A 14,633-nucleotide genomic window follows, 5' to 3' on the forward strand; every position below is an offset into this window, starting at 1 on the left:
ACAAGGGGGATATAGTGTCGAATAAAAACCAGGAAGCTTTAACTGAAATTTTAAAGATTGGAAACGTAAAAGACTTTAGTGTTAATATCAAAGCTTCAAAACCAAAGAAAATTCCGACAAAGACAGTCTCTCTTTATCTTGAAGACATGGAAATCAGAGACACGATAAATCAGCCATTTTTATTCATTATATTACCTTTTTTCACATCTAAAAGACAAAGAAATGTAAACCTTGTTTACGAAATAGCCAATGCAGGTATAAAGTTTGGGGCTTCTTTGAGTACAGATAACTTTGAGGGAATAAAAAATCAACAACCTTCAGATTTTGAAAAAAATGTTTTTTATTTTGTATTATACAAGTTTCAAGAACTTTTTATGAATTCTAGTAAGAATGATGAGGAAAAAAATAATAGTATAGCTTTTAATATAGAGGAAGTAATAGATTATTTAGGGCTTAAATTTTCAATGAAATATTATAGAAAAATGGAAGAAACACTTTACAACTTGCAAGCAACAACTTATAAAATAGTAATAAGAAACAGAAAAAAAGCCGGTAACATAATAAGAGAGGTATACAAAGAGCCTTTGAATTTGATTAAATATGAAAAATTTAAGGAAAGAAATAAAGAAACCAATAAAATGAAAGTTTATTACAAAGTCAGACTTGATTACAGGATTATAGAGGAGCTTAAAAGAAAACACTACTCAATATTTGATCGACACCTCTTAAATGACCTTAGAAAGGCTGACAGAGCTTCTGAAAAGATATATCAGTATATAAGCATGAAAAGATTTTCTGATGACATAGGAGAACAGAGAATAGAAACTCTGGCTACGATCATACCACTTACACTAACAAGTAGAATAAAAAAACAATTGAAAAGCGGAGAATATAAAGAATATGAGGTTAGTAAAATAAAACAGGGATTGAAACGGATAAGAAAATCATTTGATATTTTAGTTTCAAAGGGATATCTTTTGAATTATCATGTTGAAGAGCTAAAAGATATAAAAAGTTATAGATTTGTATACAACTTTAACCCTGAGAAAGATAATAACTGCCATATATCTAGCTTAGTTGAAAATAAAAAACCAAAACAAAAGGTAATGGCAAATAAAACAACTCAAAATAATGAAAAATTAGAATTAAATGAGTTTTCTGAAAAAGTGAAAGAAGAGATTAAAAAAGCAAAACGTAACATTTTTGTTTCTAAGTCCTGGAATAAAAGGGTAGATAATAAAATAATAAAACTTTACAAAGAAGAAGGCGAAGAATACGTAATAAACATTTTGAAAATACTGTATTCCAATTTAAATACCCAAATAACCAAGACTCTGGTCTCTTACATAAATGGTATTATAAAAAATCTTAAAAACAAAAATATGGAATTATTCAGCGAAAAAATTGAAACTCCTGAAATAATTGAAAGCAATTCAAAAAAATCTAGAGTCAACTCAGTACCTTTTAAAAATAAAGGTAATATAGAAGATGCCGAAATCGTAGAAACTCCAAAAGATAAAAAAGAAGTTTTAAAAGAAGATCCTATTACAAAATTATTATTAGAATTATACGACAAAATGAGTGATGAAGAAAAACTTGATATAAAAGAGAAAGCAATAAAAAAATATTTAAAAACGACTAATAGTAAGACTTTCAGCAATATTCATGAAAAAATATTCACATCAATGGAAAGGGTATATATTTCACAAATACTAAAAGAGGAAAAAGGATTTGCATGATATAAAAAGCTGTTCTGCATAGAGCAGCTTTTTATATTGTTGGTTATTAAATATTTTATAATATATCCGTGATGACAAAATCAAAAAAAATACTAAACAGGATTTATTATAAATGTAAAATAAAATCAGTATAATTGTAATCCTTGATAAATTATAAAATTTAATCAACAAAATTTTATAAGCTTATTTAAAACTTATTATAATAAAAAATAAATCTTATAATCCTTTATAAATTATACTGAAATATGTATACCTAAGTTTATTATTTTAAATACCTATGCTATAATCTCTAAGGGGAGGAATTAGATGATTGTACAATTTTTATTTATATTTGGAATTACCTATCTTGGAGAGCTTATAAGCACATTATTTAGTTTACAGATTCCGGGAACAATATTAGGAATGTTAATTATGTTTTTTCTTTTAAGTACAGGAATAATAAAAGTAAAACAGATAGAAAAAGCCGCTAATATTTTACTTTTAAATATGGCAATATTTTTTCTTCCTCCTGGAATAAAGCTCGTTGATTCTCTTGATATTTTAAAAGGTAATTGGTTAAAATTAATATTAATAGCAGTAACAACAACACTGATAACAATGGTTGTAACAGGTAAAGTTGTAGATTTTTTTATAAGGAGGAAAAAATGAAAGAGTCTATTTTATATAATCCTTTATTTGGAATAATTTTAAGCCTTATGACTTATGAAATAGGTAAAAAAATTTATACTAGATGGAGATATCCAATATTTAACCCTCTTATGATAGCAATTACGTTAACAATTTTGTTTCTTTTAAAATTTAATATACCCTATGAAGCTTATTCTAAAGGCGGGGATATAATAATGTTTTTTTTAGGACCTGCAACGGTTGCTTTGGGAATTTCTTTGTATAAAAACAGTCAAAGGTTAAAGGAATATTTTTTACCAATATTAGCAGGAGTAACTGCAGGATCATTCACAGCTATAGTATCTGTAATAATTTTGGGAAAGGCACTTGGTTTAAAAAAAGAACTGATAATATCAACGATACCAAAATCAATAACAACTCCAATAGGAATAGAACTATCAAAAAGCTTGGGTGGCAATCCATCAATAACAGTTATTGGAATAATGATTACAGGAATCACAGGAGCTATATCCTCACCATTTATCTGTAAATTTTTTAAAATTGAAAACAAAATATCAAAGGGGATAGGAATTGGGACTTCAAGCCATGCAGTAGGGACTTCTAAGGCAATTGAAATGGGAGAAGTAGAAGGTGCAATGAGCGGCCTTGCAATAGGAATGGCTGGACTAGTAACAATCTTTTTAGTACCTATTTTGACAAAGTTTTTAATTTGAAACATTTAATTAAATCACTATAAAAAGGCTCGTACGAGCCTTTTTATAGTGATTTTTCTTTTATAATTTTAGCAAGCATCTCTTTGATACCAACGTCTACATTTTTAAAAGTAATTTTAAATTGTAGGGCTTCAAAGGTGTAAGAATCCAAAAGTTTTCCTATACTTTCTTCTAAAAATCCATAATTAAGAGACTCTAAAGAATGGAAATCTAAAATAATATTTTTTTTCTTTTTTAAATTTTCGGAAATTTTATTGAAAAGTACTTCTGGACCGTGTTCTATAAAATTTATAATTTTAATAGTCATTTTTAATCACCTCTCATAAGAAAGGTACAAATAATGGGTAGAAATTCCTTTTTAAAATCTATTTTAATTCTATTAAAACTGGACAATGGTCAGATCCGGTTATGTTGTCAAGAATTTCTACTTTTTTTATAGTTGAGATAAAATCCTTATTAACGCAGTGATAGTCGATCCTCCAGCCAATATTTTTTTCTCTGGCTTTGAATCTATAAGACCACCATGTATACTTTATTTCATTTGGATACAAATATCTAAAAATATCAATATATCCTGAGTTTAAAAATTTACTCATCCATTCTCTTTCCTCAGGTAAAAAACCAGGATTTTTTGTGTTGCTTTTGGGATTTTTAAGATCAATCTCTTGGTGGGCAATATTATAATCTCCACATAAAACAATATTTTCTCCATTTTCTACAAGTGAGTTACAATAATCTAAAAGATCAGAACAAAAATTTAACTTATATTCAAGTCTCTTTCCTTTTTCCTGACTATTTGGAAAATAACAGTTTATTAAAGTGAAATTTTCAAATTTTGCCTCTATATACCTTCCTTCATCATCAAAAATATCTATTCCCATATTTTTGATAGATAGCGGCTTTGTCTTTGAATAAAGTGCCACTCCACTGTAACCTTTTTTTACAGCTGATTCAAAAAAAGAGTAGTAACCAGGGATTTTTTTTATATTATCTGTCAGCTGCTCTTCAGAGGCTTTTGTTTCCTGAAGACACAAAATATCAGGATCTAGCTTTTCAAAAACATCTTGAAAAGCTCCTTTTTTTTCAACAGCTCTTATTCCATTAACATTCCAGGACAAAATTTTCATAAGTTATAAGGCTCCTTTTTGAAGATATCGTTTAAGTTTTGCGATCACCATATTTACAGCTATTTTATTTTCTCCCCCTCTCGGGATAATAATGTCGGCATATCGTTTACTAGGTTCACAAAATTCTAAATACATTGGCTTTACTGTTTTTAAGTACTGATCTCTTACTGATTCAAAAGTTCTTCCTCTTTCATGTATATCTCTTTCAATTCTCCTTAAAAGCATCTCATCAGCATCTGTATCAACAAATATTTTTACATCAAATATATCTCTGATTTCAGGTACTGCAAACAATAAAATTCCCTCCACAATTATTATTTTTGAAGGATGGATAGTTATAGTTTCTTCTTTTCTAGAGTGAGTTTTGAAATCATATATAGGTCTCTCTATAATTTGGTTTTTTAAAAGAGTTTCCAAGTCTTTTTTTAGCAGTTCAAATTCAATGGAATTAGGGTGGTCAAAATTTACACCGGCCCTTTCTTGAACCGACATCTCTTTAAGTTCTTTATAATAGGCATCCTGAGCTACTAAAACTGCATCCTCTGACTTAAATGCTTTTACTAAATTTTTTGCCACAGTGGTTTTTCCACTTCCACTACCTCCTGCGACTCCTATAATGATGCAATTTTTCATTATTTTATTTCCTCCTGCATTTTATAGATAAAAATAAGATATTAAATTTTTAAAAACTATTTTTAAATTATACAATACTTGAAATAAAATATCAATAAACCAAAAGAAGACAGCATAGGCTGTCTCCTTAGAATAAAAACTATTTTTACCAACCACCAGAAGTAGCTCTTCTAGAACTAACAGCCCAACCACCAGAAGTAGCTCTTCTAGAACTAACAGCCCAACCACCAGAAGTAGCTCTTCTAGAACTAACAGCCCAACCACCAGAAGTAGCTCTTCTAGAACTAACAGCCCAACCACCAGAAGTAGCTCTTCTAGAACTAACAGCCCAACCACCAGAAGTAGCTCTTCTAGAACTAACAGCCCAACCACCAGAAGTAGCTCTTCTAGACGAAGTAGCTGCAAAGGAAACAGAAGAAACAATTAAAATAAGTGTTAATAATAGAACCAATCTCTTTTTCATAGTGATACCTCCCTATAATATATTGTGTTTAAAATTTTGAAAAAGGTTTTATACTGTTTAAAATATTATAAACTTCTTTTTGTAATCCATTTTTCATGTAAAAATCAATAAAATCAAAAGCAATTTCCAGTCTTTTTTCCCTTTTTAAAAGAGTAAAATAAAATTTTTCGATTTTTTTAACAGTTTCAAGATCTTTTTTGGTAAACAAAGTCAACAAATAACGAACTGAAGAGAATTTTTTATTTAAATTTCTTTTTGTTTTTTCGTCACAAAGTTTTAAAAAATAAGTTATAGCATCTTTTCGTTTATTTAATAGAAGGGAAGTTTCTCCAATTTCAAAAATAATTTGTTCAAAAGTATAATTTGAGAACTTGTCTAAATCAACTAATTCAATCAATTTTTTACATTTTCTAAGATAAAACTTAATTTTATCAGAGTTATTTTCAAGTCTTGAAATATAAAGGAGATTATTATTTATTATAATTTTACGATTTATATCTTTATATTTAAGCATTAAACTTCTATATATAGAGATTGAATTATCATATTTACCGAGGTCTGCAGAAGAAATAGCTTGAAAGTTTTTAACATCAAAATATTGGTCTGAGTCAGAAATATACTCTTCTACTTGACAAAAGTATTCAAGAGCTCTATTGTAATCTTTTAAGCTATCAAAGATACATCCAAAATTAAATAAAATAATTGATTTTTCAGGTAAAAGAAAAGAAATAATTTCAGATTTAATTAAATTTTCAAGGTCTACAGCTGCCTGGAAATTTTCTGTCTGAAGATATATTCTGATTAAGCTCAAGCTAACTTTTCCTAGTGTTTTGGAGTCTCTTATAATGATCAGGTCGTTTAATATTCTTAAATAAAAACTCGCAGCCCTATGAAAATTTTCTTTTTCAAAAAAGATGTTACCAATTTTTTCATAAAGTGTGATTTTGGTCTGAATATCATATTCAGATGCATAACTTTCAATATCGGAGATGACAGGTTCTATAGTATCTTCTTTTTCAAGTTTCTTTAGAAAGTCGATTTTTAATTTTTCAATTTGTTCTTTCTTACTCTCCATCAACTCTTCTAGTTTTACCTTTTCAGGAATGTTTCTTTCTTTGAAAATTTTGTTAAAATTCTCTACAAGAATTTTAGCTGTATTTTCATTGAATTTATTTTTTCCTGTTTCTATCATGGCAAGATGACTTCTAGAAATTTGATCTCCTGCCAGATCTTTTTGGTTTATTTTGTATTTTTTTCTAAGTGCTATAAGTTTTTCAACAGGACTTAAAATTGCCATTTCATTCACCTCTTGTAAAATTGTAGTATATATATGCCTTATTGTCAATAAAAATAATGACCAAAATACAAAAAAATTATTATTTTTATAAAAAAAGACATTTTAATATATAAGAGTAAAAAAATATTATAAAAAGTTATAAAAATATATATTTTTTTCAAAAAAACATCATCTTGTCACTTTTATCAATGACAAAAAAGAATAAAAATGGATAAGTTTTCAAAAAAAACTTGATTTACTCTCTTAAAGGTTGTATATTTAAAGCAAGAAAGATAAATCAACTTTAAAACCAGGAGGACATGTTATGTATATTAATTCAAATTATAGAGAAGAAAATAGATTAACAGGATTATTAAGTCCTTCTGAAATTATTGGAATCTTTCAAAAAGATTACATTGAAAACTTAGGAAGAGAGAAAGTAAAAAGGTATTTACTGGAGAATCTTCTTATGAAACTTCATGCTGTAGATTCTAGTGAAGCTTTATTTCATCTAAAAATGGTGGGAGAAGTTTCAGCTTTACTTTCAAGAAAATATGGTTTTTCTGAATATAAGATAAATAAGATAGAGTTTTTTGCAAAAATACATGACTTGGGAAAAATAGGAATTCCGGGAAAAATATTAAATAAGCCTGGTAAATTGACTGCAGATGAATTTGAAGTTGTAAAGGAACATACTGAAATAGGTTATCATCTTATAAGTAAATTTGGATTTTCAAAAATGGGCGAGAATATAATAAGATACCACCATGAAAAATGGAATGGTAAAGGGTATAGAGGACTTGTGGAAAGAGAAATACCTATAGAGGCTAGAATTGTATCAATTGCAGATGTTTATGATGCACTCAGAATGAAGAGGACTTATAAAGAGCCATTTACCCATGAGACGGCAGTTGAAATTATAAAAGAGGGAAGAGGCGAAGATTTTGATCCTGAACTTGTAGATATATTTTTAAAATGCCATCAGGAGATTAAAGTTATGTATAATACAAAGTTCAACTAAAAAAAGAACCATAATGGTTCTTTTTTTAGTTGTAAAGTATATTTTGATATTAATATATATGTAGCGAAGAAGGAAAAAATAGGAAATATCTGTTTATATAATTAGAATATTACATAACTTGATTTTTATTAACCTTGTGTCGCGGCGCTACCTAAATAAAGTTTATTTTTCCAAGATCCATTTTATCAATAATGGCCAATGATTCTAGGTGGACACCTTCGTTTCTAAGAATATTTCCACCAGGCTGAAAGCCCTTTTCTATAGCTATGCCTATTCCCACAAGTTCGGCTCCAGCTTGTTCTACAATCTTTTGAATTCCAATAATAGCATTTCCAGTAGCAAGAAAATCATCGACAAATAAAATCTTATCATCAGAATTTAAGAACTCCTTTGAAACGCAGATATCATAATCAACTTTTTTTGTAAATGAATGAACAGTTTCAACATACATTCCTTCCATAGTAGTTGGTTTTTTTTTCTTGGCAAAAACTAAAGGAACGTCAAAAGCTACTGCAGCTGCAAGTCCGATGGCAATACCTGAGGCTTCGATAGTAAGGATTTTATTGATTTTTTTTTCTTTAAATCTTTTTTTAAATTCTTTTCCCATCTCCATCATAATGGTAGCATCTATCTGGTGATTTAAAAAACTGTCTACTTTAAGAGTAGTTGGATTTATTATTTCTCCACTTTTCAGAATTTTTTCTTTCAATAATTTCAATTTTATCCTCCTGAACAATAAATATATTATTTTGATAAGATTAGCAATAAATAAAGATATTTCTCAAATTTGATATCATAGCTCTAAAGAGTCTATATTTTTAAAATAAACTTTTACCATATATAACATGGATTATGTTAAATGTCAATTAGTATAAATTCTTATGACGGTTCACTATTCTTTTAATGATTGACAAAATAATGCTTTACGTGTTATATTTTTTAAATATAAATTTAATTAAAAACATCAAAAATGTGACTTATAAACTCTATATTGGTCACAATTTTATTTTGTTTAGATAAAAATATTACTCATATAAACTGCAAATACGGTGCAGTGTATCTACGACTAACCTTAAATTGGTCTCTATGAGAGGTGTAATGACTTAGGTAAAGTTTGAGTATACGCTTTTCGTACTTTAAAATGGTAAGATAGAGCATAGACTTGAACTTTTTTTAATATTATTTTGGAGGTTTTGAATGAAAAAGAACAGTATCGTCATATTAGATTTTGGTTCACAGTACAACCAACTTATTGCGAGAAGAGTAAGAGAGATGGGTGTTTATGCAGAAGTTGTGCCTTATTTTGAAGACATTGAAAAAATCAAAGAAAGAGAACCAAATGGTATAATTTTATCTGGAGGACCAGCTTCGGTATATCTCGATGATGCCCCTACTATAGATAAAGAGATATATGAATTGGGAATACCTGTTTTGGGTATATGTTATGGAATGCAGTTAACAATGCACCTTCTTGGTGGAAAAGTAGCAAAAGCAGATAAACAGGAATTTGGAAAAGCAGAACTTTTGATAGATGACAAGAAAAATCCTTTCTTTGACTGTGTACCTGATCAGTCACAGGTTTGGATGAGTCACGGAGATCACGTAACTGAGATAGCAAAAGGATTTGAAAAGATAGCCCATACAGATTCTTCAATAGCTGTAGTCTGCGATACAAATAGAAATTTTTATTGTGTACAATTCCATCCAGAGGTAACTCACTCTGTTTATGGGAAACAGATGCTTGAAAATTTCGTTTTCAACGTAGCAAAATGTGAAAAAAACTGGTCTATGGGAAACTATATAGAATCAACAGTGGAAGAAATAAGAGAAAAGGTCGGAGACAGGAAAGTGATACTTGCTCTTTCAGGAGGAGTTGACTCATCAGTTGCAGCGGTTCTTATACATAAGGCTATAGGAGATCAGCTTAGCTGTTTCTTCGTAGATACAGGTCTTATGAGAAAAGATGAAGCCAAAAAAGTAATGGAAACTTATGGCGAACACTACAATATAAATATAGAGTGTATAGATGCAGAAGATAGGTTTCTTTCTAAATTAGCTGGAGTAAGTGATCCAGAAGAGAAAAGAAAAATAATAGGTAATGAATTTATTTATATTTTTGAAGATCAGAAGAAAAGATTTAAAGATGCAGATTTTCTTGCCCAAGGAACAATTTATCCTGATGTAATAGAATCTCAGTCTGTAAAAGGTCCTTCTGCAACAATAAAATCACACCATAATGTTGGTGGACTTCCAGAAGAGATGAAGTTTGAACTGTTAGAACCTTTGAGAGAGTTATTCAAAGATGAGGTAAGACAAGTGGGAAGAGAGTTAGGAATCCCAGATCATATGATAGACAGACATCCTTTTCCAGGACCAGGTTTAGGAATCAGAATTTTAGGGGAAGTTACCAGAGAAAAGGCTGATATTCTAAGAGAAGCTGATGATATCTTTATAGAGGAACTAAGAAATGAAGGTCTTTACAGCAAGGTAAGCCAGGCCTTTGTAGTGCTATTACCTGTAAAATCTGTAGGGGTAATGGGAGACGAAAGAACCTATGAATACACAGCTGTGCTAAGGTCTGCAGATACTACAGACTTTATGACTGCAACATGGTCTAGACTTCCATATGATTTTTTGGAAAAAGTTTCAAATAGAATAATAAATGAAGTAAAGGGTATAAATAGAATGACCTATGATATTTCCTCAAAGCCGCCTGCAACAATAGAGTGGGAATAGGATTGAATGGAATCAAATAGTTGAAAACAAAGAGATTGAGAGTAATATATTTTTAAATGCTCCTAGAATGCTCCTAAAAATAAAAAATAGTATTAATTTAAAGCCTGGATATCAAATCCGGGTTTGTTCTTTTTTTGTGGAAATATTTAATATTTTTTTTGAAAACCATTGACACGTACCAAATACACGTGTATAATATAAATGTAGGAGGTGAGGGAGTGAGGTCAAAAGATTTGATGAAAATCATTGAAAAAGATGGTTGGTATCTTGTGAATATTAAAGGTTCGCACCATCAATTCAAACACCCTACTAAAAAGGGGAGAGTTACAATACCACATCCCAAGAAAGACCTACCAAAAGGAACTATTAAAAGTATCCTGAAACAAGCAGGGCTTGAATGAAGCCCTGCACCAAAGGAGATGATTATATATGAAAGATGTTTATATTTATCCGGCAATTTTTACTTATGCTGATGATGGGATCTCTATTGAATTCCCAGGCTTAGAAGGAGCTTATACTTGTGGAGACACTGAAGAAGAAGCCCTTTACATGGCTAAAGACTGTTTAGAATTACATCTTTATGGAATGGAAGAAGATGGTGAGACTATCCCTGAAGCTCTAAAGATTAGAGATATTAAGCTAGGAGAAGATCAATCAGTAGTAATGGTCAGAGTTAATATGAAACCTGTAAGGGATGAGATGCAAAATAAAGCTGTGAAAAAAACTTTAACTATTCCAAAGTGGCTAAACGATGCAGCTTTAAAGCAGCATATTAACTTCTCAGCACTTTTAAAGTCAGCACTCATGGATGAATTAGAAATTAATCACTAAAAAGTCGGGCAATCAAGCCCGACTTTCATCATCTGAAAATATTCTTAAAAATCTCTGATATAGAATCCCCTCTAAGGTTTGCCTTGATACTGAACAGCTTGGTTTTATATTGCAGAGGGTTAAAATTGAACTCAAAGCCCTGTTTTTTCAGGGTTATTCCTTCAAACCCAAGTCTAATTTAACTTTCTTCAGTTCATTTTTAACAGTTTCATTATCCACTAAATTTATATCTCCATTAACATCGCTATTCAGCAGCCCTCTCTCAAAAGCTTTTAACCTATCTGCTATAAGTTTAGCCAAAGATGGTGGAATAGTCTCAGCGGCTTTCCTCCCCAATGCTAAAAATTTTGGGACAGGTAATATCCATCCAACCAAAAATATTGCCAATGGCCAGAGCAACGCCGCATTTTCACTTAAAAAGTCTAATATCCTTTCCATTGTTTCCCTCCTATTTTAAATAAGCGTTAATCATAGCACCCATGAACCCGCTCACCAATACAGTTATTATTGTACTCGTGAGTTGTTCCCAGTACCTTCCAGGCTTTTCTTTTAATTCCTCTACATCTTCCACAACCTTACTTAGTTTCTTATTAAGTTCTGTGTGTTTCTCAGCAATCACAGCTATGTTTTTGTTCATTTCCATAAGGATTTCTTGGTTCTTTTGGACTTCATCTATGCGATGGTGTGCAGATCTCGCTGATGCTTCTACTAAAGATATTCTTTGCTCATGACTAAGCTGCAATTCTTTACACCTTCCTTCCACTTAAGTACCACCTCCGATGTCAGATATTTTCTCCTGCTTTCCACTTCTTATAAAGTCCTAAAGCCCACTCACGGTTTTTCATATATTCTTCCTTTGTTGCGGCACCTAAATATGAATTATAGTATCGTTTATAATATTCCCATAGTCCCTCTGTGGTGTTAGGGATAGGTTGAGGCACAACTTTATACCTTATTCGGCTTGCAATCACGCAGAGGAGAGCTGAGGTCTCCAGTTCCCTGTGCTGAAGTTTGTCGAAATGAATATCATATTTTCTTTTGCAAAATTCTATCCATTTGTTTCCTCTTCTAAGGATGTCTGTAATTCCTATTGGGTCTATCTGCATTATACCAGTACCATAACGGTAATCAGACTTGTCCATCAAGGTCCCTAATTTAGTTTCCTGAGCTGCCGTACAGATCATCAACTCTTTTGTAGCCTCTATATTCTCATTCTCGCTTTTCATAGCTTCACAGACATCTTCTATCATCTCAAATAGCTGTGAAATTCTTGTTATTCCATAGTAAGTTTTCATTGGATCATCTCCTAAAAATAATAATGTACCCATCCAAGTAATGTTACAGATCTATAAAATAGTTTTGCTGTTTTTTTATCCACATCCCATGTTCTCATTGCTCTATAAAACCTTCTATTAGCCTTTCTGAAACCAATTTTTTCTTTAAACCACCAGTCATGGAGAATTGAAGGTGTCGTGTATTTTTCACCAACAGAAGGGAATAACCACTTGGCCCACCACGGACTTGAGGCTCCATCAGTCTCGAAAGTTTTAGTTACGGTCGTGTCTTTATAGGTAAAGTCTTCTGTGACTTCCCATAAGTTTTTGCCTATCTTTTTTAATTTTATTTCTTCCATACGCTATTACCATATTTGGTCTGTATTAAACTTTAAAAGACCTGATTCATCTAGATTGTATACAGCTACTTTTAGCTCTGCTTCTCTAAAAAATTGTGAACTTCTAAATGCACCTATTGCTCGATATATTGTATTGATTCTTGCCGGATCGGTTATTGGGTTCTCTATTTCTCCACTTGAGAAAGCCCAGAATGTGCTCCCATCTTCTTCTAGTTCATCTTTACATGCACGAGCATCTGCTAGGTCCTGAGTTCTACCTTTTATGATTTTGGTTTCTTCAAATGTAGTCCCTGTTTTTAGCATAGTATCTCTTTTATCTGCAAGAGAGTTAATTAAAAATTCTTTCCATTCAGTTTCTTTTTCTTCAGTTAAAATGTAAGTTTGAGAATCTACATCCCAAGTGTGATAATTAGAAGGCTTGTCAATATTTACCACTTCTCCGTTCTGGTACATTTCACCTTCTCCCAAAGAAATTAGTCCGGTTTTAAATTTCTCAGCTGTATTCATCTCTCTGACTATTCCATCGTCCACAGTTGGACAACTCATTACCTCCCCATAATAAATGCAGTGAACTTCTGAATCGTATTCAGGGAGATCTCCCCATTCAGGAAACATCTTTTTATAGTCTCCTCCATAGATGCTTTCAAACTCTTCGGTTCCATAAGAACAATCCCTAATTTTTTTAGCACACCCTTGAGAATCTTTTTCTGTTTTATGATACATAATATAGAGTTTTTTACTCATTTTTACCTCCATTTTTTAATTATTTTTATAATTTTTAAACCTCATAAATTTTAGAATTTAATTAGACTTCTGTAATTGTAAATCTGCTCGATAGATATGTATAAGCTTCATCACTCGCACTTGTTCTGTTAGCTTTTATTTGTAAAATTCCTCCACTTGTAACTGTTGTGGTGTTCATTAGGTTTATAAGTGTTTGGTCTGTGTCGTCCGATGTCATCCCCGTACCATATAGATGTATATCTTTTAGTGTTGTTGTTGGTGAAAGTGTGCCTGTAACGTTGCTACACCCACTTAAACTAAGGTAATAATTCAAAGCAGGCAAATCGCTTAAATCACCCGTTACGTTGCTACAATTCAATAAATTAAGAGCATAAGTCAAATTTGGGAGGTCGCTTAAATCACCTGTAACATTAGTACAGCCACTTAAACTAAGGTAATAAGTCAAAGCAGGCAAATCGCTTAAATCACCCGTTACGTTGCTACAATTCAATAAACTAAGAGTATAAGTCAAATTTGGGAGGTCACTTAAATCACCTGTAACATTAGTACAGCCACTTAAACTAAGTAAATAAGTCAACGCAGGTAAATCGCTTAAATCACCTGTATAGTTTGAATCTGTACCATTATCATTAATTTGCACACCATCCCCATATAGATTGCTAGCATAGAGATAGCTAGTCCCAGCAGGAAGTGTTTTAGCAGGTCTAGTTGAATAAGAAATAGTACCATCTGCCAGTTCCCACATTATGTTAGTTCCGTTTATTATTTCAAAGTCCATCAACCCTGCTCCATGCTTGATAGGGAATCTAGTATATTTCATATAGCTACCTCGTAAAGTCTCTACTTTTTGCGAAGTTGCTTCCAGTGAAAACAGTTCAAAATCTGATGTAGGGTTTGCCACTGCAATTGATCCATTTTCATTAATACATTTGTAATATTTACCTGTATTTTCATCCAGCATTATTTCTTTATATTCAGATGCATTATTTTGCATGGTCTTTGGTTCGGTACTTTCTCCATGTATTGAATTTGATACTTTTTTATTAATTAGCTCTTCCGGAGTATCTCCTAAATACATTATTTCATCCCC

19 protein-coding genes and 1 riboswitch are annotated in these 14,633 nt (G+C 31.1%); of the genes, 7 read left to right on the plus strand and 12 right to left on the minus strand.

The annotated features are described in order from the left end of the window. Positions 1–14 precede the first annotated feature (14 nt). The 3 genes from ILYOP_RS09765 (at position 15) to ILYOP_RS09775 (ending at position 3,079) form a co-directional block, all read left to right on the plus strand. Positions 15–1,739, plus strand: a complete 1,725-nt coding sequence (locus ILYOP_RS09765) for a hypothetical protein (RefSeq protein ID WP_013388342.1) — start codon at positions 15–17, stop codon at positions 1,737–1,739. A gap of 306 nt (positions 1,740–2,045) precedes the next feature. Next, the gene (locus ILYOP_RS09770; RefSeq protein ID WP_013388343.1) at positions 2,046–2,387 is read left to right on the plus strand and encodes a CidA/LrgA family protein; all 342 of its coding nucleotides are present in this window, start codon (positions 2,046–2,048) and stop codon (positions 2,385–2,387) included. Then, positions 2,384–3,079, plus strand: a complete 696-nt coding sequence (locus ILYOP_RS09775) for an LrgB family protein (protein ID WP_013388344.1) — start codon at positions 2,384–2,386, stop codon at positions 3,077–3,079. Before ILYOP_RS09770 ends, ILYOP_RS09775 begins: the two co-directional genes overlap by 4 nt. A 43-nt stretch (positions 3,080–3,122) precedes the next feature. Here the strand turns inward: ILYOP_RS09775 and ILYOP_RS09780 are convergent, their stop codons facing one another. From ILYOP_RS09780 to ILYOP_RS09800, 5 genes are all read right to left on the minus strand, one after another. Beyond that, positions 3,123–3,386 carry an STAS-like domain-containing protein gene (locus ILYOP_RS09780; RefSeq protein WP_013388345.1) on the minus strand — a complete coding sequence of 88 codons (264 nt, stop codon included), beginning with the start codon at positions 3,384–3,386 and terminating at the stop codon, positions 3,123–3,125. Positions 3,387–3,444: 58 nt separating this feature from the next. Continuing rightward, positions 3,445–4,206 (minus strand): exodeoxyribonuclease III, encoded by a 762-nt coding sequence (locus ILYOP_RS09785; protein ID WP_013388346.1) that lies wholly within the window; start codon positions 4,204–4,206, stop codon positions 3,445–3,447. Between the two features lie 3 nt (positions 4,207–4,209). Continuing rightward, entirely contained in the window at positions 4,210–4,839 is a 630-nt protein-coding gene (gene udk / locus ILYOP_RS09790; protein WP_013388347.1) for a uridine kinase, read from the minus strand. Between the two features lie 145 nt (positions 4,840–4,984). Next, entirely contained in the window at positions 4,985–5,302 is a 318-nt protein-coding gene (locus tag ILYOP_RS15835) for a hypothetical protein (RefSeq protein WP_013388348.1), read from the minus strand. A gap of 28 nt (positions 5,303–5,330) precedes the next feature. Beyond that, positions 5,331–6,599, minus strand: a complete 1,269-nt coding sequence (locus ILYOP_RS09800; RefSeq protein ID WP_013388349.1) for a helix-turn-helix domain-containing protein — start codon at positions 6,597–6,599, stop codon at positions 5,331–5,333. Between the two features lie 304 nt (positions 6,600–6,903). On the opposite strand from ILYOP_RS09800, the gene ILYOP_RS15225 reads away from it, so the two are divergent. Further along, positions 6,904–7,599 carry an HD-GYP domain-containing protein gene (locus ILYOP_RS15225; RefSeq protein WP_013388350.1) on the plus strand — a complete coding sequence of 232 codons (696 nt, stop codon included), beginning with the start codon at positions 6,904–6,906 and terminating at the stop codon, positions 7,597–7,599. Positions 7,600–7,750: 151 nt separating this feature from the next. On the opposite strand, the gene ILYOP_RS09810 is transcribed toward ILYOP_RS15225, so the two are convergent. Beyond that, entirely contained in the window at positions 7,751–8,317 is a 567-nt protein-coding gene (locus tag ILYOP_RS09810) for a xanthine phosphoribosyltransferase (protein WP_013388351.1), read from the minus strand. A gap of 291 nt (positions 8,318–8,608) precedes the next feature. Continuing rightward, a riboswitch (purine riboswitch) is annotated at positions 8,609–8,706 on the plus strand. A gap of 90 nt (positions 8,707–8,796) precedes the next feature. Here ILYOP_RS09810 and guaA point away from each other — a divergent pair. The 3 genes from guaA to ILYOP_RS09825 all read left to right on the plus strand — a co-directional run bounded on the left by guaA (position 8,797) and on the right by ILYOP_RS09825 (position 11,166). Next, positions 8,797–10,335 (plus strand): glutamine-hydrolyzing GMP synthase, encoded by a 1,539-nt coding sequence (guaA, locus tag ILYOP_RS09815; protein WP_013388352.1) that lies wholly within the window; start codon positions 8,797–8,799, stop codon positions 10,333–10,335. 218 nt (positions 10,336–10,553) lie between these two features. Further along, positions 10,554–10,736 (plus strand): type II toxin-antitoxin system HicA family toxin, encoded by a 183-nt coding sequence (locus ILYOP_RS09820; protein WP_013388353.1) that lies wholly within the window; start codon positions 10,554–10,556, stop codon positions 10,734–10,736. A 28-nt stretch (positions 10,737–10,764) separates the two neighbouring features. Then, positions 10,765–11,166: a type II toxin-antitoxin system HicB family antitoxin gene (locus ILYOP_RS09825; protein WP_013388354.1), complete on the plus strand. Its 402-nt coding sequence runs from the start codon at positions 10,765–10,767 to the stop codon at positions 11,164–11,166. A 153-nt stretch (positions 11,167–11,319) separates the two neighbouring features. Here the strand turns inward: ILYOP_RS09825 and ILYOP_RS09830 are convergent, their stop codons facing one another. The 6 genes from ILYOP_RS09830 to ILYOP_RS09855 all read right to left on the minus strand — a co-directional run bounded on the left by ILYOP_RS09830 (position 11,320) and on the right by ILYOP_RS09855 (position 14,621). Further along, positions 11,320–11,604 carry a hypothetical protein gene (locus ILYOP_RS09830; protein ID WP_013388355.1) on the minus strand — a complete coding sequence of 95 codons (285 nt, stop codon included), beginning with the start codon at positions 11,602–11,604 and terminating at the stop codon, positions 11,320–11,322. A gap of 10 nt (positions 11,605–11,614) precedes the next feature. After that, complete coding sequence (locus tag ILYOP_RS09835; RefSeq protein WP_013388356.1) at positions 11,615–11,929, minus strand: hypothetical protein; 315 nt, start codon at positions 11,927–11,929, stop codon at positions 11,615–11,617. Positions 11,930–11,948: 19 nt separating this feature from the next. Further along, positions 11,949–12,461: a hypothetical protein gene (locus ILYOP_RS09840; protein ID WP_013388357.1), complete on the minus strand. Its 513-nt coding sequence runs from the start codon at positions 12,459–12,461 to the stop codon at positions 11,949–11,951. Positions 12,462–12,472: 11 nt separating this feature from the next. Continuing rightward, a complete protein-coding gene (locus ILYOP_RS09845; protein WP_013388358.1) occupies positions 12,473–12,799 on the minus strand; it encodes a DUF1353 domain-containing protein in 327 nt (108 codons plus the stop codon). A 6-nt stretch (positions 12,800–12,805) separates the two neighbouring features. Then, the gene (locus ILYOP_RS09850) at positions 12,806–13,543 is read right to left on the minus strand and encodes a hypothetical protein (protein ID WP_013388359.1); all 738 of its coding nucleotides are present in this window, start codon (positions 13,541–13,543) and stop codon (positions 12,806–12,808) included. A gap of 61 nt (positions 13,544–13,604) precedes the next feature. Next, complete coding sequence (locus ILYOP_RS09855; RefSeq protein ID WP_013388360.1) at positions 13,605–14,621, minus strand: hypothetical protein; 1,017 nt, start codon at positions 14,619–14,621, stop codon at positions 13,605–13,607. Positions 14,622–14,633: the final 12 nt, after the last annotated feature.

The organism is Ilyobacter polytropus DSM 2926 (genome assembly GCF_000165505.1).
In the GTDB taxonomy this organism is placed as follows: domain Bacteria; phylum Fusobacteriota; class Fusobacteriia; order Fusobacteriales; family Fusobacteriaceae; genus Ilyobacter; species Ilyobacter polytropus.